A 17,505-nucleotide genomic window follows, 5' to 3' on the forward strand; every position below is an offset into this window, starting at 1 on the left:
TATCCCCTAAGTTTTTTCAATATGAATTGAATTGTAGCCCGTAGCGGAATCGAACCGCTCTTACATGGATGAAAACCATGCGTCCTAACCGATAGACGAACGGGCCATTTTCCCTCTAAGTTCAGGAGAACTTAATTCTGCAATAAAAATAGTAGCCCGTAGCGGAATCGAACCGCTCTTACATGGATGAAAACCATGCGTCCTAACCGATAGACGAACGGGCCCTGCTTCTCTAATGCGGATGCAAAAATACAACTATTTTTGAAACGTACAATAGCTTACGCATATTTTTTTATTTATTTTCAATATGCCTTAGCAAACAGCACTCTCCCAACGGAACTTTCCCCAGTAAACACACAGTTTCCCGCTTCAAGAACTCTATCTAAAGAGATACATCTAATGGTTGCTTTAGTCAAGTCTTTAATCTTTTCTTCAGTAGCCGCAGTTCCGTCCCAATGTGCTGATACAAAACCTCCTTTAGTATTTAATACTTCTGTAAATTCTTCAAAACTATTCACCTCGGTGATATGCGAATTTTTATAATCTAACGCTTTATCAAATAAATCTTTTTGAATTTGAATCAATAAATCACTAATATAAACTTCGATTCCATTTTTAGAAACCACTTCTTTAGTTAAGGTATCTCTTCGAGCAACTTCAAAAGTTCCGTTTTCTAAATCTTTTGGACCTACAGCCACTCTAATTGGCACCCCTTTTAATTCCCATTCCGCAAATTTAAAACCTGGCTTTTGAGTCGTTCTATTATCAAATTTAACAGTGACATTCAATTTTCGCAAGGCCGCTGTCAAAACAGCCACTTCGGCTGCTATTAAATCCAATTGCTCCTCTGTTTTATATATAGGAACAACTACAACTTGTATCGGTGCCAAATTAGGAGGTAAAACCAATCCTTGATCATCAGAATGAGTCATTACTAACGCACCCATCAAACGAGTTGAAACTCCCCATGATGTTCCCCAAACATATTCTTGCTTTCCTTCTGTATTAGCAAACTTCACATCAAATGCCTTAGCAAAATTTTGACCTAAAAAATGCGAAGTACCGGCCTGTAATGCTTTTCCATCTTGCATTAAAGCCTCGATACAATACGTTTCCTCAGCACCAGCAAAACGCTCCGTTTCTGTTTTTATTCCTTTTACAACTGGAATTGCCATGAAATCCTGAGCAAAATCAGCATAAACATTCATCATTTTTTCAGATTCCTCTACAGCTTCTTCTCTTGTTGCATGAGCAGTATGCCCTTCTTGCCATAGAAATTCTGCAGTACGCAAGAACAATCTAGTTCGCATTTCCCATCGCACTACATTGGCCCACTGATTAATTAATAAAGGTAAATCTCTATAAGACTGAACCCATCCTTTATAGGTAGACCAAATTATAGCTTCACTAGTAGGACGAACTATTAATTCTTCTTCTAGTTTTGCATTTGGATCAACCATCAATTTTCCAGGTTTATCTGGATCATTTTTCAATCTATAATGTGTTACAATAGCGCATTCTTTAGCAAATCCTTCTGCATTCTTTTCCTCTGCTTCAAACATGCTTTTTGGAACAAATAAAGGAAAATAAGCATTTTCATGCCCAGTTTCTTTAAACTTTCGATCCAATTCGGCTTGCATTTTCTCCCATATCGCATATCCGTAAGGCTTGATCACCATACAGCCTCTAACTCCTGAATTTTCGGCTAAATCGGCCTTGACAACCAATTCGTTATACCATTTTGAATAATCTTCTGATCTCTTAGTTAAGCTCTTACTCATATTGAATAGTTTGGCATAAATTTTGCATTAATAATTTTACGTAAATAGTTTAGCAAAACTAACTATTTTTGTAACGTCCAACAATAAAAAACTCCATAGATATGAAAACTAATACTCTTTCACCCAGAAATACATCAATATATTACTTTGTTGTTTTTTTTAGTGTCTTATTGACTTCATGCGGCTCCTACCAAAATAGTTCTTATTACGACTCTGATGGAATTTACGGAAGCAGCTCTAATAGAACAATTGAAACGAGAAGCCAAAACAACTCGTACGATAGAAACCAATATAAGGATTATTTTGCCACTTTACAGAAAGACAATACATCAGATGAAATTTTTACCAATGTTGATGACTATAGCAGTTATGATTTGAATTCTGAATCGGTTCAAAATAATGACACAAATTATCCAGGTTGGGGAAGTAATCCGCAAAATATAAGTATTAATTTCAATGACAATAATTGGTACGGGAATTACTGGTACGGAAACAATTGGTATGGTAATAATTGGTATAGAAATTACTGGGGATGGAATGGTGGATATGGATGGGGTTTAAATGTAGGTTTAGGATGGAATAATTATTACGGAAATGGTTTTTACGGAAATAGCTATTATGGAAATGGTTACTACGGGAACGCTTACTACGGAAATGGATATTACGGAAATAGTTACTATGGAAATAATTGGACAAATTCAAATTACTACAACAGTAGAACGCGTTCTTACAATTCTAGCAGAAGAGGTTCTACCTATGATAATGCAGGTATTAATGGTCGAAATTCTGGTACCTATTCAAGAACACAAAATAACAACAACAATAGAAGGACTATAAACTCAGAAAACAGACAATCGACTGATTTTAATAGAAATTCATCTAGTAGAACTAGTCCTACTTTTTCAAGAAATCCACAACAAACTCCAAATTACCCTCAAAACAATACACAGAGCGCTCCTAGAAGAGGTAATACAAATAATGGTCGTATTGAAAGCACTACACCAACCAGAACCTATTCACCAGAACCTAGATATGACAATTCTTCAAGATCTTACAATAACACAAGATCTTCAGGTAGTGAAACTAGATCTTCAGGAGGCGAAACTAGATCTTCGGGCAGTAGAGGTGGCAGAAGTGGCGGTAGAGGATAATTCAATTTACACTATTAAATTTTAATTTTAAATCAGATGAAAAAATATATATTTTTACTAGCATTAGGCTTTTCTGTTAGTGTGGCACAGTCTCAAGAGTTATCGGACGCGCTACTTTATTCTCAAGAAAATTTAAACGGAACGGCGAGATTTAGAGCAATGGGAGGTGCGTTTGGAGCATTGGGAGGTGATTTTTCTGCTATTACTGTAAACCCTGCAGGTTCAGCTATTTTTTCAAATAATCAAGTAGGACTTACTATAACCAACTTTAACACCAAGAATAATTCAAATTACTTTGAAAACAAGACTTCTGATAAAGAAAACACTTTTGATCTAAATCAGGCCGGAGCAGTTTTTGTATTTAACAATAGAAAAGAAAGTAACTGGAAAAAAATCTCTCTAGCAGTAAATTACGAAAACACTAATAATTTTGATAATAAACTATTTTCAGCTGGTATAAATCCAACGAATTCTATAGATAAATATTTTTTAAGTTATGCTAATACGGGTAATAACGGAGCTCCAATACCACAGGAATTTGTAACTAGAAAAAATGGAGAATCAATATCTGATCTTTACTCCTACTTAGGAAATAATTTACCCTACGGTTTTGCAGCACAACAAGCGATGATTGCATTTTATAATCAGGGTTTTATAATTGATGTCGTTGATTTTAATAATCCGAATAGCACTTACTCATCATTGGTACCCACTAGAGGTAATTATTATCAAGACAATTATACAACGAGTACGGGTTATAACGGAAAATTATCTTTTAATGCAGCTACCTCTTATAAAGATAAACTATTTTTAGGTTTAAATTTAAATTCTCATTTTACAGATTTAAAGAAATCAACAAGTTTTTACGAAGACAACAATGCACCATTAATAAGTGACTATACTATTACTTCGATACAGTTTGACAATAACTTACATACGTATGGAAATGGATTTTCGTTCCAAATGGGAGCTATCGCCAAATTAACTAACGAGGTACGTGTGGGATTAGCTTATGAATCTCCGACATGGTATACTTTAAATGATGAATTATCTCAAAAACTTATTACAGTTAGTAGTGCTACAACAGGAAATGACTTAAAAGAAACCGTTGATCCAAGAGTAGTTAATATATACGAATCATATAAATTACAGTCTCCTAGCAAATTAACTGGAAGTTTCGCCTATGTTTTTGGTAAATCTGGATTAATAAGTGTTGATTATGCTATGAAAGATTACAGTAATATTAAATTAAAAACTGGCTTTGATGGCTTAAATAAAGAAATAAATAATGTACTTACCAATACAGGTGAATTAAGAATAGGAGCTGAATATCGAATTGATGCTTTAAGCTTAAGAGCAGGTTATCGTTACGAACAAAGTCCTTTTAAAAACGGTAATACTATAGGGGATCTAACAGGTTACTCTACAGGTTTAGGATATAACTTTGGATCTACTAAGTTAGATTTAGCCTATTCTTACGCAAAAAGAAACTCACAACAAGGTTTCTTTGCACAAGGATTTACAGATGGTCCAAAAATAGATGCCATTAATAATAATATTTCTGTATCACTTATATTTGAACTATAATTATTCTAAAAATAAAATTTAAAATCCGCTTCATGTTTTTGAAACGGATTTTTTTTTAGGTTTAGAGCTACAAAAACTAATTCTATTTATACCAAATCATATTTAGGTTAGGAGTGTATTAACTCTAAAAAAAAGGAAAAGAAAAGTAAACAAGTTCAGTTTGAATAAAAAGTTGTAATTTTGCAAAATTCCCAAATTATCGGGATTCTAATGATATGAGAACGAAGTCTTTAAAAAAGAATAAAATAAATGTAATCACTCTTGGATGTTCTAAGAACGTATATGACAGTGAAGTACTTATGGGTCAACTTCGCGCGAGCGGAAAAGAGGTGACGCATGAAGCTCCAGAAGCTGAAGAAGGAAATATAATTGTAATTAATACTTGTGGATTTATAGACAATGCCAAAGCAGAATCTGTAAATATGATACTAGAATATGCAGATAAAAAAGAAAAAGGACTAGTAGACAAAGTATTTGTTACTGGATGTTTATCGGAACGTTATAGACCGGATTTAGAAAAAGAAATCCCTAACGTAGATCAATTTTTTGGAACTACTGAACTACCTGCATTGTTGAAAGCTTTGGGAGCCGATTATAAACATGAATTGTTAGGAGAACGTTTGACAACTACTCCTAAAAATTATGCTTACTTAAAAATATCTGAAGGATGTGACAGACCTTGTAGTTTTTGTGCTATTCCTTTGATGCGAGGTAAAAACGTATCGCAAACCATTGAAAAATTGGTAAAAGAGTCTGAAGGTTTAGCAAAGAACGGTGTAAAAGAACTAATTCTTATTGCTCAAGATTTAACTTATTATGGTTTAGATATCTATAAAAAAAGAGCTTTAGGTGAATTATTAGAAGCTTTAGTTAAAGTTGAAGGTATTGAATGGATTCGTTTGCATTATGCATTTCCTACAGGCTTCCCGATGGACGTTTTAGAAATTATGAAACGTGAACCAAAAATTTGTAATTATTTAGACATTCCATTGCAACACATTTCAGATTCTATTTTGAAATCGATGCGTCGTGGAACAACACAAGATAAAACAACAAAATTATTAAAAGAATTTCGTGCTGCAGTTCCAGGAATGGCCATAAGAACTACTTTGATTGTTGGTTATCCTGGAGAAACACAAGAAGACTTTAATACTCTAAAAGATTTTGTACAAGAAATGAAGTTTGACAGAATGGGATGTTTTGCTTATTCTCATGAAGAAAATACTCATGCTTATGTACTAGAAGATGATGTTCCTGATGCGGTAAAACAAGAACGAGCTAATGAAATCATGGAATTACAGTCTCAAATTTCATGGGATTTAAACCAAGAAAAAATAGGTCAAACATTCAAATGTATCATTGATAGAAAAGAAGGCGCACATTTTGTAGGTCGCACTGAATTTGATAGTCCAGATGTAGATAATGAAGTGTTAATAGATGCTTCAAAATATTACTTAAAAACAGGTGACTTTGCTTTGATAAAAATTATTGAGGCAACTGAATTTGATCTTTATGGTGAACCTGCTTAAAATTTATTCTAATTGATTTAAAAAAGCTAATTATGAAACTATTACAATCCATTTTTATTATTCTAGTTGTATTTTTATTTTCTACTACTGTTTCCGCACAATATGGAAATGGTGGATATAATAACGGTTACGGAAACAATTATGGTAGTAATCGTCGAATGAATAGCGGCATGGATCAATCAATGTCTCAACAAAAACCAAAGGAAATACCTGTTGAAGTAACCGTTGCTAAAATTATTGAGCGCATAAAACCAGAATTAAATCTAGATGAACTTCAAGCAATTGCGATTTCTAACATTTTGACCGAAAATATTAGAACACAAGGAATGCTTATTAAAGCTGAAGTAAGTCAAGACGATAAAATGGCAAATATTAAAGCCCTATCAGAAGCAACAGACAGAAAAATCATGGAGTTGCTGAATAAAGAGCAAAAAGAAAAATATACTGCTTTGAATCAAGAAGCAAATAGTCCTAAAAAATCTAAGAAGAAAAAGTCTGAATAATAAATTGTAGCGCTTCGATAAACTATCCTTATGAGAAATTTTTATTATTACCTTTTTTTTGTAATCTTCGTGACTTCTTGCGCGGTTAATCCGTACAAAAAAACAGAAAAAATATACGATGAAAAACTAAAATCTTTACAAGAAACCATTTCAAATAAAGAAAGCGTTACATTACCGATGGTTAATAACTTTAAAATAACCGTTGAACCCACTTACTCTGACAATTTATTAAATATAAAAGATTCTATTTCAAAAATGGAACTTACAATTTTAAGAAATGGTGTAAATACTGAATGGATTGGAACGGTTAACTTTAACTTAAGAAAGCCAAACTTTATTATTTTACATCATACTGCTCAGGATTCTATACAGCAAACTATCAAAACCTTTACATTGGCGCGAACCCAAGTTAGCGCACATTATGTTATTGGAGATGATGGTCGTGTCGTACAAATGTTGAATGATTATTTAAGGGCTTGGCATGCGGGTAATGGTTCTTGGGGGAAAAATACAGACCTTAATTCTGTATCTATTGGAATTGAATTAGACAATAATGGCTCTGAACCATTTTCTGACTTACAAATTAATAGCCTATTGGCACTATTAACAAAGTTAAAAAAAGATTATAATATTCCTGTTCAAAATATAATTGGTCACTCTGATATTGCTCCTAAACGAAAAGTAGATCCAAGTGTGCTTTTCCCTTGGAAAACTCTTGCAGAAAAAGGATTTGGAGTTTGGCCAGACGAAGAACTGGAGCCTGCGCCTGCTGATTTTAATGTAGAACAAGGTTTAAGAATCATTGGTTATGACACTAAAAATTTACCAGCAGCGATTAGTGCTTTTAAATTACATTTCATTCAAAGTGAACTAAGTACTACTTTAGATGAGAAAACAATTAACACTATTTATTCTATTTACAAGAAGCAATAAAGGCTATTTGTAAAAAGACAAAAAAATAAAATTGTAAAAAAACGAGAGTAGAATTGGTTTAACCTCTTCTACTCTCGTTTTTTATTTTTAAAATATTTAATTATTCAATTACCAATGATTTCATATTCATAAACTCTTTAATCCCAACTGCTCCTAATTCTCTCCCGTATCCTGATTTTTTTATACCTCCAAAAGGAACTTGAGAAACTGAACGAACAAGAGAGTTTACAAAAACATTCCCTGATTCTATTTTCCTAGCTAATTTATATGCCTTTTCTCTATCTTCTGTCCAAATTGCAGCGGCTAATCCATAACGATGGTTATTGGCTATTGCAATGGCATCGTTTTCATCTTTTGCTCTGATCACAGTTGCAAGTGGACCAAAAGTTTCTTGCTGAAATGCTATTGAGTCCACACTAACAAAGTCAATTAAAGTAGGTTGAAAATTACAATTTTCATATGATCCGCCTGTAACCAATTTTGCTCCCTGTTTAAGTGATTTTTGTAATTGATCTGCTAATGTATCTACTAAATCCAATCGCGCTAAAGGTCCCAAATCAATTCCATCCTGCAAAGGATTTCCTTGCTTCAAAGAGGCTATATTAGCTGAAAAAAGAGAAACAAATTCATCTGCTACTTTTTCAGTTACAATAAAACGTTTGGCACAAATACAGGCCTGACCTGCGTTTAACATTCTAGAATGTGCAGCTACCTCAGCAGCTTTACTAAGATTAGCATCTTCTAAAATAATAAAAGGATCAGATCCACCAAGCTCCATTACCGACTTTTTAATATATTTTCCAGCTAATGAGGCTACCGAAGAACCTGCAGCTTCACTACCTGTTAAAGTAATTCCTTGCACAATATTAGAACTAATCACCGTCTCAACTTGAGAGACTTCTATACTTATCTGCTGAAAAACACCTTCTGGAAATCCTGCTTCTAAAAAGGCATTTTCGATCGCTTTAGCACAACCGATAACGTTTGAGGCGTGTTTTAATAGTGTTACATTACCCGCCATAATTGCTGGAGCAGCATAACGAAGAACTTGCCAAAAAGGGTAATTCCAAGGCATCACTGCAAAAACAGCTCCCATTGGATCGTAAACAGACATACTCTTGAATGGTGTTTCATAATACACATCTTTCAGCATTTGTTCTGCATTTTCAGCATAATAATCGCAGTTTGATGCAGACTTTTCAACTTCGGCCACACTTTCTGATAAGATTTTACCCATTTCATTTGTGATGAGTAAGCCTAATTTTTGTTTATTCTCTCTAAGAATGTTTGCCAATTTTTGCATCATCTCCGCTCTTTCCTGAAAGGAAGTCTGTTTCCATTTGCTAAAAGCGTTTTCAGCTAATGCAATTTTTTTGTTTAATGCTGCATTGGTTAAAGATTCATACTCTGCTATTACTTCTTGTGTAAATGGATTTATGGATTTAAATATCATCTTTACTTAATTTTATGAAATGTATTTTTAATAAATACAACAGTTTTTTTATAATATCTAAGGTACTGAATTTAAAGAAAAGAGGAGTTTAAAGGAATAATTTTAATAAAAATTTATATGTTGTAACTACCAAATAAGTAAAATTTAATAAAACTAAACCATTCGATAATCTTTTTTTCCAGTGCTTAGAGAAAAAAATAAAGCAATTTAAAATCAATTGTGTATTTAATAAAAAAGAATAAATAGCATTGCAATTATTGATAAATATATGATATTTTATATAGCGCTTATTAATTTTCAACCTTACTGTTTTTCATAAAAAAACCCGCAAATTGCGGGTTTTGATCTTTTAATTTTTATTATTTAGAAAACTCTAAACTTTTTAGTTTATTCCATCCACCACGTGTAAAATCAGGAATTTCAACTGGAGCCGAATTATTATCCAGAGAAATCTCTGTCAATGGTGCCAAGCAAGACCATTCTGCTAAATCATAAACATCCATATCTAAGGGAAGTCCATTTTGAAGACAATAAATCAAACGGTAATCCATGATAAAATCCATACCACCATGACCACCAACTTTTTTGGCTTGTTCTTCAATACCTTTTACTATTGGATGTTGGTATTTTTCCATTAAAGCTTTTTTTACCTCATCAGGAACAAAACTATGTGCACTTAGATTCTCGTGATTTGGTGCTACATCTGTCCCAATACTTTTAGAATCTAATGCATAACCTTCAAATGGATATTTATTAGCAAATCCTTTAGTTCCGCTTAATTGATACATACGACTGTAAGGACGAGGCGAAGTTACATCATGCTGAATTTGGATTGTCTTTCCTTTTTCTGTACGAATCATAGTCATCGTATGATCACCGTTTCTAAAATCTTTAACCTCTTCGCCTGTTTTTTCTTTGATAAATGCAGGATTTCCAACCGCTTTAGTATCCATAGAAACTAAGAAATTCATTTTGTCTCCACGGTGAATATTTAATGCTTGACAAGCAGGTCCCATTCCGTGAGTAGCATAGATATCGCCACGGTGTTTTTTGTTATAATCCATTCTCCAGTTGTCCCAATAAGCTCCCCAAAAAGGTTGTAATCCATGAATATAAGAACCTTCTGCATGCAAAATCTCACCAAAAAGTCCTTGCTGAGCCATATTTAATGTTGTCAATTCAAAGAAGTCATACACACAGTTTTATAACATCATACAATGTTTGCGTGTTTTCTCAGAAGTATTGATAAGATCCCAAATTTCTTTCATATTCATGGCTCCTGGAACTTCTATAGCTACATTTTTACCATCTTTCATTGCTTGAACTCCCAATTCTGCATGATGCTTCCAATCTGTAGCAATATAAACAAGATCTACATTAGGGAGAGCTGTAACTTTTCGCCAAGAATTTTCTCCATAAAACTCTTGTGCTTTAGGCAAACCTGCTTTTTCTAATATTTTATTAGCAGACTGTGTTCTGTCTTCTAACATATCGCAAAGCGCAACAATTTCAACTCCTGGAATATGTGTCATTCGCTCTACTGCACCAGGACCGCGCATTCCTAATCCTATAAAGGCAACACGTACTGTAGGAATTGGAGCTATTGCTAAACGCAAAACATCTGTTTGTCCTTTGGCTCTTTTTGGCGTTGGGGTTTTAATCATTTGGGCAGAGGCACTAGCCCATCCTAAAAACAAAAAAGCAATTAGGAAAAATTTAGAAATTGTACTTTTCATATTAAATTATTTTATTTAGTTTTCATTAAGATACCATGCTTATTATTAGTATCATTATTACAATTATAAAGCTTAAATTATCAAAATATAAATCTTTTTTAAGGCAAGGTTTTAAAATCTATATTCGGTTTGTTATGTGTTATTGGTCTGGTAAATAGTGTTCCTATTTCAGTATAATCGATTTTAAATCCTCCGTTTTTGAGATAGAAACCTTCTTGGTTTAAGCCTCCTGAATAATCTTTTCTATATCCTTTTTTAGCGGTGTTATCAGCAGAGAATTTCGCAGTATTTACTTCATTCCAATTTCCTTTATCATCACAATACCATTGGTTGTAAAATACAACCATTCTAGAAAAATCACCCTGCTCAGGAATAAAATTTTCTAAAAAAGAATGAAATCTTTTTAAATAAGTTTTAGTTTCTGGACGACTAAAACTTGCTATAATTTCCCAAGTCTGAGTTTCAGGCGCAAAAAAATAGGCTGTGTACGCTGTTGAATTATTTTCTTGTGGAATGCCTCTAAGTAAAAACTTGTAAGTGTTGCCAGCTACCCAATTGTATTTTAAATAGCTTTGTCCACCTGAACCTTCATTACCAAACTCTCCTACAATTACATTTTTCCCTTTTTTTAGCAATTTTATCTTATGCGATTCAGGAATACTTTTGGGATCATCTGTGGTAAAAGGACTCCAAACAGAAAATAAAACTCTTCTTTCTTCAGCAGAGTTCACTTGAATACCAAAGTAACCTTCGCCAAAACCATTTGCCATAAAGTAGGAACCTATTTTGTCTTGTCCTACAGGGACCATTAGTTCATTATAATACCATTCTGCATTTATATTTTCTGGAATTTGATAATTCAAATGCACGGATGCTCCTCGCCTGCCCCAATGATAAAAATTATCTTCATTATTTGGAACGTAATCAATTTTACCGTCAAAATCCGTACTAGTTACCAATAACGTATTGAAAGAAGGAAAATTTTTCCCTGTCTTGCTAATAGCTTTAATGGTAAGTGCTACATAACCTTCTTTATTTATATTCCAAGTGCCAATGGCTATTGATTTTTTTATTTGATGATGTATTAATTTTTACTTTTTTAGCGATAGCATTAATAGCAAATTCTAATTCTGTTTTTCCTGAATCGATACTAAAATCATTTATTGCAAATTGAAAATTTCCGGGTTTCGAAATTCTAAAATAAACTGTAAAATACTCCTTTGCATCGGTCCAATTTTCTATTCCATTGTCTGTAATTACAGGAACTCCTTCTATATGCTTAGAACTGTATGCGTTTCCGGCTAAAGGAATTGCTATTTGAAAATTAGAAGTTTTTTCACTTCTTTTAAATTCAGAAAACTTATTACTGTTAGCACTAACAATTGTTATTGATAAAATAGTAAAAAACAATCCATATAAATTTTTCATTTTAAGTAATGTGCTCATTTGTTAACTATAAAAAACATCTGTCATTATTACTATTCTAAAGTATAACCTTTCTAATTTTTACATTAGAAAGGTTAAAAACTAATTAACAAACCAACAATTATGGATTCTGTGTCAATGTTCCTGGATATGCATTTATTTCCGATTGCGGTATATATTGTACCACTCTTAAACTAGAAGCGGGATAGTCTACCATTGGTGTATGAGGCCCTGGATAATGACGGGTCATTGTTTGACCGTTTCTATAAACATCATACCCGCGATGTGCTTCAAAAGCTAATTCTAATTGGCGTTCTTCATCGATTAATTGAGCTGCATTTGCAGTTGTTAAGGAACTATAACCTCCTCCAACAATTGCTCTTTCTCTAATAATATTTAAATTAGTACGGGCATTTTGATAATCTCCTTTTTTAGCATAAGCTTCTGCAAGATTCAAATACATTTCTCCTAATCTAGAAATAATTGGAGAGTGCAAATGAGAATCATTATTTTGTAAAGAACATTTAGTTACGTAAAACATAGGATAAACACGATTTAATAACATCATATAATCCTTTTCGCCCACATAGGTTTTTCCCTCATAGTTTATGGAATAACTATTTTCAGCTGCATCTACTACGGTTAAATTATATTTAACATTAGCAATAGTTATAAAAAAAGAGCCATCACTATTTTTCTCTAATGGCTGTTGCAAATAATTGTAACCCGTTTGTACACCACTATTGTCTTTTAAATCGTATATAAAACGGAAAGCTTCCGTTTTTTTGTTAGACGCATCCATAGTATATTGTGGATCTATAAAAGCCCAACGTGCATCATTTTTTTTCCCTGCTTTGCGCAACAAATCTAAATACTCTCCACTAGCATACATTTCGCCCCAACCTTGACCTTGTATGTTTGCGTACATACCACCTACTCCATAAAAGTGATCTTCACCTGAGAATTCTGAAGCAACCCGTTTCACTGCAAAAATAGTTTCTGTTTGTGGTGAATCATCAGGAGCATAAGTATTGTATTTCATAAACTCAGAGCGAGATAATAAAGTGTATCTTCCGCTATTAATTACTTTATTAGAATACTCAATAGAAAGGTCAGCATACTGTTGATTTGGGTTTTGATAAGTACCACTCATGTATAAATAAACTCTAGAAAGCATGGCTTGAGCAGCTTCTTTTGTTGCATAAGCAGCATTTCTGTTTTCATTCATTAGCGCTTCTCCTTTTTTCAAATCACTGATTGCTTGTTCATAAGTCGCTTTGACAGTAGCGCGATCCGGAAGTTGTAAATTATCAATACTGTTTGGCATACCATTTACGATTGGCACTCCTAAATTAGTTTCAGGAGCATCATAATAAGGTCTTCCATAAGCACGTGTTAAATAAAAATAAATCATTCCTCTTAAATAATATGCTTCTCCCAACTTTTGATCAATTTGAGTGCTTTCGCCCTCCTTTATAATTTTTATCAAATCGCTTGATTGTGAAATAATTTTATAACTATTATTCCAAAAAACAGATAATCTGTCGTTATTAGGAATGTGTTGATAGGAAATAAAAGAATAAAATGAATCTGTAGAAGTACCTCTAATCATAACATTATCTCCTGGATATTCACCAATACGATGCATTACATCAGACCAACCTTTAAGTTGAGCATAACATCCGTTTAAAAGTACATTTACCGAAGCTTCTTTATCCGCAAGAATTTTATCTTCAGTATAAGAGCTAAATGGTTCTCTGTCCAACTCACAGGAAGACAGGAAGGTAACAGATAGAATTAATATAACTATTTTTTTCATAATTTAAGTTTAAAGTGAAACATTTACTCCTAACACAATTCTACGAGTTTGAGGATATACAGAAGTTGCAACTCCTGTCACAGAGGTTGTACCATTTACATTTGCTGGTGGAATTTCAGGATCTACTCCTGAAAAATCTGAAATTGTAAATACATTCTCAGCAGACATAAACAATCTGATATTAGTTGAATTTAATGCTTTGATAGCTGGCAAATTATATCCTAGAGTTATGTTTCTCATTTTTAAGTAAGTTCCTGTTTCCAAGAAACGTGAAGAAACTTTATTAGAATTGCTAGAGTTATTATAACTGGCTTGCGGATGTGTAGCAATATCGCCTGGTTTTTCCCATCGGCTCCAGCCTTTTTGAAGATTCATTTGATTGCGATCCGTGTAAGCTCCGTCAGAATCAAACTCAGCTCTTGCATAATTGTAAATCTCACCTCCAACAGAATAACTAAATACTGCTGATAAATCAAAGTTTTTATAAACTAAATTAGTAGAGAATCCTCCGAAAAAATCAGGAGTATACGCTCCTTTAACGATAGGATCTTTAGCAGCTTCACTATAACTAAAAGTTTTTACGCGTTCTCCAGCAGCATTGGTTTCAAACCATTGAGGTTTTCCCGTTTGCGGATCTACACCGGCCCATTCTGGTAAGTACCAGGTATCTACATCCAGTCCTGGTTTTAATAATTTTGAGGCAGATCCAGAAATACCAGATCCATCACCCACAATTATTTCGGTTCTAGAACCATACAAACTAGTAACTTTATTTTTGTTGAATCCAATATTGGCATCCACAGACCATTTAAAGTTTTCATTATTAATAAGCTCTACATTAAGAGCAGCTTCAAACCCTTTGTTTCTAACTGCTCCAACATTTTTCCAAATACTTGTTACACCAATAACACCTGGCAAAGGCACTTGGTACAATAAATCGGAGGTGTTTTTGTCGTAATAATCCAATGTCAAATTAAAACGCTTCAAGAAGGAAATGTCTAATCCTAAACCAGTCGTAAATGTTTTCTCCCAACTTAAATCTGGATTTGATATTTGTGAAATCAGAGCTCCTGGATTTTCATTATAACCCGTAGTTAATGAATAAAGTGCTTGATGTGGATATAAACTATTAGGACGATTTCCTACAGAACCATAACTAGCTCTTAGTTTAAGATTAGTAATATAATCTGCTTTAAAAAAAGTTTCGTTGTGAATATTCCATCCACCACTTACAGAGAAAAAGTTTCCATACTGTGCATTAGGTCCAAAATTAGAAGCACCATCTCTCCTGATTGAAAACTGTCCCAAGTAACGATTGTCATAGGAATAGTTAGTATTTGTTAGTAACGATTGAACCGCCCATTGTGATCTATTTCCTTTTACTTTTTCTGGAATAGATGCCACATCACCTACAACAAATCCTGGTGCTAATCCTGTAGCAATTCCGGTGTTCCATTTAGAGTTATACTCGTTCCATTCATACCCTGCAATCGAATTAATGGCGTGTTTGCCAAATGTTTTATTGAATTTAAAAAGTTGATTAGTATACATTCTGTTATAAGAAGAAGCATCTTGCTGAATTCTTCCTTGTACTGCTAATCCACTTGAAGAACGCGGATCTGAATAATACATCGATTCACCATTAGAAAAAATATAATTATTTGTAGAAGTGAAAGTAAGCCAATCATTAAATTTAATATCAAAATCAAAATTACTTCGTACATCATAACTTTGAGATTCCCCATAATTCCATTGCAGGTCATATAAATAGTTTGAGCCTGTAGTATTTACCCAAGTAGGATTAGGTTGATTTCCTACCAAAGTACCGTCTGCTAAATAAGGACTATCCCAAGGCATATTACCATACATTGCTCCCACAGAATGCTGTTTGTCTAATACGTCTTTGCGAGTTGCATTTACTTGTGGTCTAATGGTTAACCAATCATTTACTTTATAACTGACCTTCAAAAGTAAATTGTAACGATTAAAGTCATATCCTTTTACAGCACCAGTTTCATCGTAAGCGCCTAAAGAAACATAGGTTTTAAAATTCTCACCACCTCCACTTATAGAAATATTATGATCTCTTACTAAACCTGTTCTTGCTGCATTATCCCACCAATCAAAGTTTTGATTTCTTAATGCTGGAGTCCACCAACTATTAGTTGAAAATTGATTTTTATTAGGGAAAGAGTCATAAAGATCATAAAGTTCAACACCATTCATAATTTTAAAGTTTCCCGTATTAAGAGTAGTAGCAGCCATTTTTGTAGAGATACTTATCACTGATTTACCACTTTTACCGCTTTTAGTAGTTACCACAATAACACCATTAGCACCTTGAGAACCATATACTGCAGTTGAAGCAGCATCTTTTAGAATCGTCATCGTCTCAATATCTGATGGATTAACATTGCTAGATCCAGATCCTACAATAACACCATCAACAACCCAAAGCGGATCAGTACTACCGTTTACAGTACTTTTTCCTCTAATAATAATTTTTGCACTTCCGCCAGGCTGTCCTGAACCTGTATTTACATAAACTCCAGTTGCTTTACCTGCTAACAAATTTTCTACAGAAGAGGTAGTAGCGTCCAATAATTTTTTATCATCCAGAGTTTGTAAAGAACCTGTGAGGCTTTCCTTTTTTACACGGCTATATCCCATTATCACTACTTCATCTAGTTTTTGACCTGTTTCGTTCAAAACTATACGAAGTGGACCATCTTTAACAGTAACTTCTTGATCTTCCATACCAACAAAAGAGACAATTAAAACTGTTACAGTGTTAGGGACGTCTAATGTAAAAACACCATCAAAATTAGTTTGTGTAGAAACCGTATTTCCTTTTGCAATTATATTAGCTCCAGGTAATGTTTCTCCGTTTTTATCATATACTGTTCCTGTAACTCTTCTTTGTGTTTGCTGAAAATTATTAGCAACTTTTAAATTAGCCTCATTAAAAAAACTATTTCTTTCTTTAATAATTATTCCAAAATTATTTTTTTCAGTTGCCGCAACCGATATAGGAATAGCGAATGCCAACATCGATAAACTCGTAAATTTTATGGCTTTATGCGTAATTGCATTTACCCAAATACGAGTTGGTTTGCTTTTGTTTAATAAATTCATACTTGTGAATTGGTTTTTGGTTAATATTCAATTTCAATAGGTTATTTTATTATTTATAAATGCAGTAAAAAAGACACTACACACTTTTATTTTTTTGAAAAAAACATAATATAATCACTTATAAAACAAATACTTAATTCCTGTAAGACACAGTAATAATCATATAAAAAGACTTTTTAATTAGCTCTTTTTTTAGGTTATTTTTTGATAGTATTTCTTTTAAGAATGACGAAACTATATATTAAAATTTAATAAAACAAGGAAACAGAACAAAAATGTGTTCGAACACATAAAAATAGTGTTATCGAACACAAAAAATCTTGTTAAAATAATTTTTATACTAATTTTTAGGATTTACTTTAAAAAAATAAGAAGAAAAAAATAAATTCCGTGATTAATTGATGCTATCCTGATTAACAAAAAAAACAGATTTAGAAAATCAGGATTAAAATA

11 protein-coding genes, 2 tRNA genes and 2 pseudogenes are annotated in these 17,505 nt (G+C 33.0%); 5 read left to right on the forward strand and 10 right to left on the reverse strand.

Features of this window, described 5'->3' with window-relative positions; all coding sequences use genetic code 11:
• Nucleotides 1-34: 34 nt before the first annotated feature.
• The 3 genes from J3S90_RS00685 to proS all read right to left on the reverse strand — a co-directional run bounded on the left by J3S90_RS00685 (nt 35) and on the right by proS (nt 1,781).
• Nucleotides 35-106, reverse strand: a tRNA-Glu gene (locus tag J3S90_RS00685).
• 46 nt (nt 107-152) lie between these two features.
• Nucleotides 153-224 (reverse strand) — tRNA-Glu (locus J3S90_RS00690).
• 78 nt (nt 225-302) lie between these two features.
• Nucleotides 303-1,781 (reverse strand): proline--tRNA ligase, encoded by a 1,479-nt coding sequence (gene proS, locus J3S90_RS00695; protein ID WP_210644033.1) that lies wholly within the window; start codon nt 1,779-1,781, stop codon nt 303-305.
• Nucleotides 1,782-1,882: 101 nt separating this feature from the next.
• Here proS and J3S90_RS00700 point away from each other — a divergent pair, with 101 nt between their 5' ends.
• The 5 genes from J3S90_RS00700 (at nt 1,883) to J3S90_RS00720 (ending at nt 7,484) form a co-directional block, all read left to right on the forward strand.
• Nucleotides 1,883-2,932: a hypothetical protein gene (locus tag J3S90_RS00700; RefSeq protein ID WP_210644035.1), complete on the forward strand. Its 1,050-nt coding sequence runs from the start codon at nt 1,883-1,885 to the stop codon at nt 2,930-2,932.
• 36 nt (nt 2,933-2,968) lie between these two features.
• The gene (locus J3S90_RS00705) at nt 2,969-4,519 is read left to right on the forward strand and encodes an OmpP1/FadL family transporter (RefSeq protein WP_188049763.1); all 1,551 of its coding nucleotides are present in this window, start codon (nt 2,969-2,971) and stop codon (nt 4,517-4,519) included.
• A gap of 215 nt (nt 4,520-4,734) precedes the next feature.
• Complete coding sequence (gene rimO, locus J3S90_RS00710; RefSeq protein ID WP_210644037.1) at nt 4,735-6,048, forward strand: 30S ribosomal protein S12 methylthiotransferase RimO; 1,314 nt, start codon at nt 4,735-4,737, stop codon at nt 6,046-6,048.
• 32 nt (nt 6,049-6,080) lie between these two features.
• Complete coding sequence (locus tag J3S90_RS00715; protein WP_188049761.1) at nt 6,081-6,551, forward strand: hypothetical protein; 471 nt, start codon at nt 6,081-6,083, stop codon at nt 6,549-6,551.
• Nucleotides 6,552-6,581: 30 nt separating this feature from the next.
• Nucleotides 6,582-7,484 (forward strand): N-acetylmuramoyl-L-alanine amidase, encoded by a 903-nt coding sequence (locus J3S90_RS00720; RefSeq protein WP_210644039.1) that lies wholly within the window; start codon nt 6,582-6,584, stop codon nt 7,482-7,484.
• Between the two features lie 100 nt (nt 7,485-7,584).
• On the opposite strand, the gene J3S90_RS00725 is transcribed toward J3S90_RS00720, so the two are convergent.
• From J3S90_RS00725 to J3S90_RS00745, 7 genes and pseudogenes are all read right to left on the reverse strand, one after another.
• Nucleotides 7,585-8,937 carry an NAD-dependent succinate-semialdehyde dehydrogenase gene (locus tag J3S90_RS00725; protein ID WP_210644041.1) on the reverse strand — a complete coding sequence of 451 codons (1,353 nt, stop codon included), beginning with the start codon at nt 8,935-8,937 and terminating at the stop codon, nt 7,585-7,587.
• A 359-nt stretch (nt 8,938-9,296) separates the two neighbouring features.
• Nucleotides 9,297-10,673: pseudogene (locus tag J3S90_RS00730) on the reverse strand (Gfo/Idh/MocA family protein).
• Between the two features lie 98 nt (nt 10,674-10,771).
• Nucleotides 10,772-11,632, reverse strand: coding sequence for a DUF3472 domain-containing protein (locus J3S90_RS15865; RefSeq protein ID WP_394369392.1), 861 nt, complete (start codon nt 11,630-11,632; stop codon nt 10,772-10,774).
• Nucleotides 11,633-11,668: 36 nt separating this feature from the next.
• A pseudogene (locus tag J3S90_RS16155) lies at nt 11,669-11,734 on the reverse strand (hypothetical protein); the annotation flags it as partial.
• On the reverse strand, nt 11,706-12,101 hold the full coding sequence (locus tag J3S90_RS15875) for a DUF5077 domain-containing protein (RefSeq protein WP_236023863.1): 396 nt from the start codon (nt 12,099-12,101) through the stop codon (nt 11,706-11,708). The pseudogene J3S90_RS16155 and the gene J3S90_RS15875, both read right to left, overlap by 29 nt.
• A gap of 118 nt (nt 12,102-12,219) precedes the next feature.
• Complete coding sequence (locus tag J3S90_RS00740) at nt 12,220-13,917, reverse strand: RagB/SusD family nutrient uptake outer membrane protein (protein WP_210644043.1); 1,698 nt, start codon at nt 13,915-13,917, stop codon at nt 12,220-12,222.
• Between the two features lie 9 nt (nt 13,918-13,926).
• Nucleotides 13,927-17,052, reverse strand: coding sequence for a SusC/RagA family TonB-linked outer membrane protein (locus J3S90_RS00745; RefSeq protein WP_210644045.1), 3,126 nt, complete (start codon nt 17,050-17,052; stop codon nt 13,927-13,929).
• Nucleotides 17,053-17,505: the final 453 nt, after the last annotated feature.

It is taken from the genome of Flavobacterium flabelliforme (genome assembly GCF_017948675.1).
Taxonomy (GTDB): Bacteria; Bacteroidota; Bacteroidia; order Flavobacteriales; family Flavobacteriaceae; genus Flavobacterium; species Flavobacterium pygoscelis.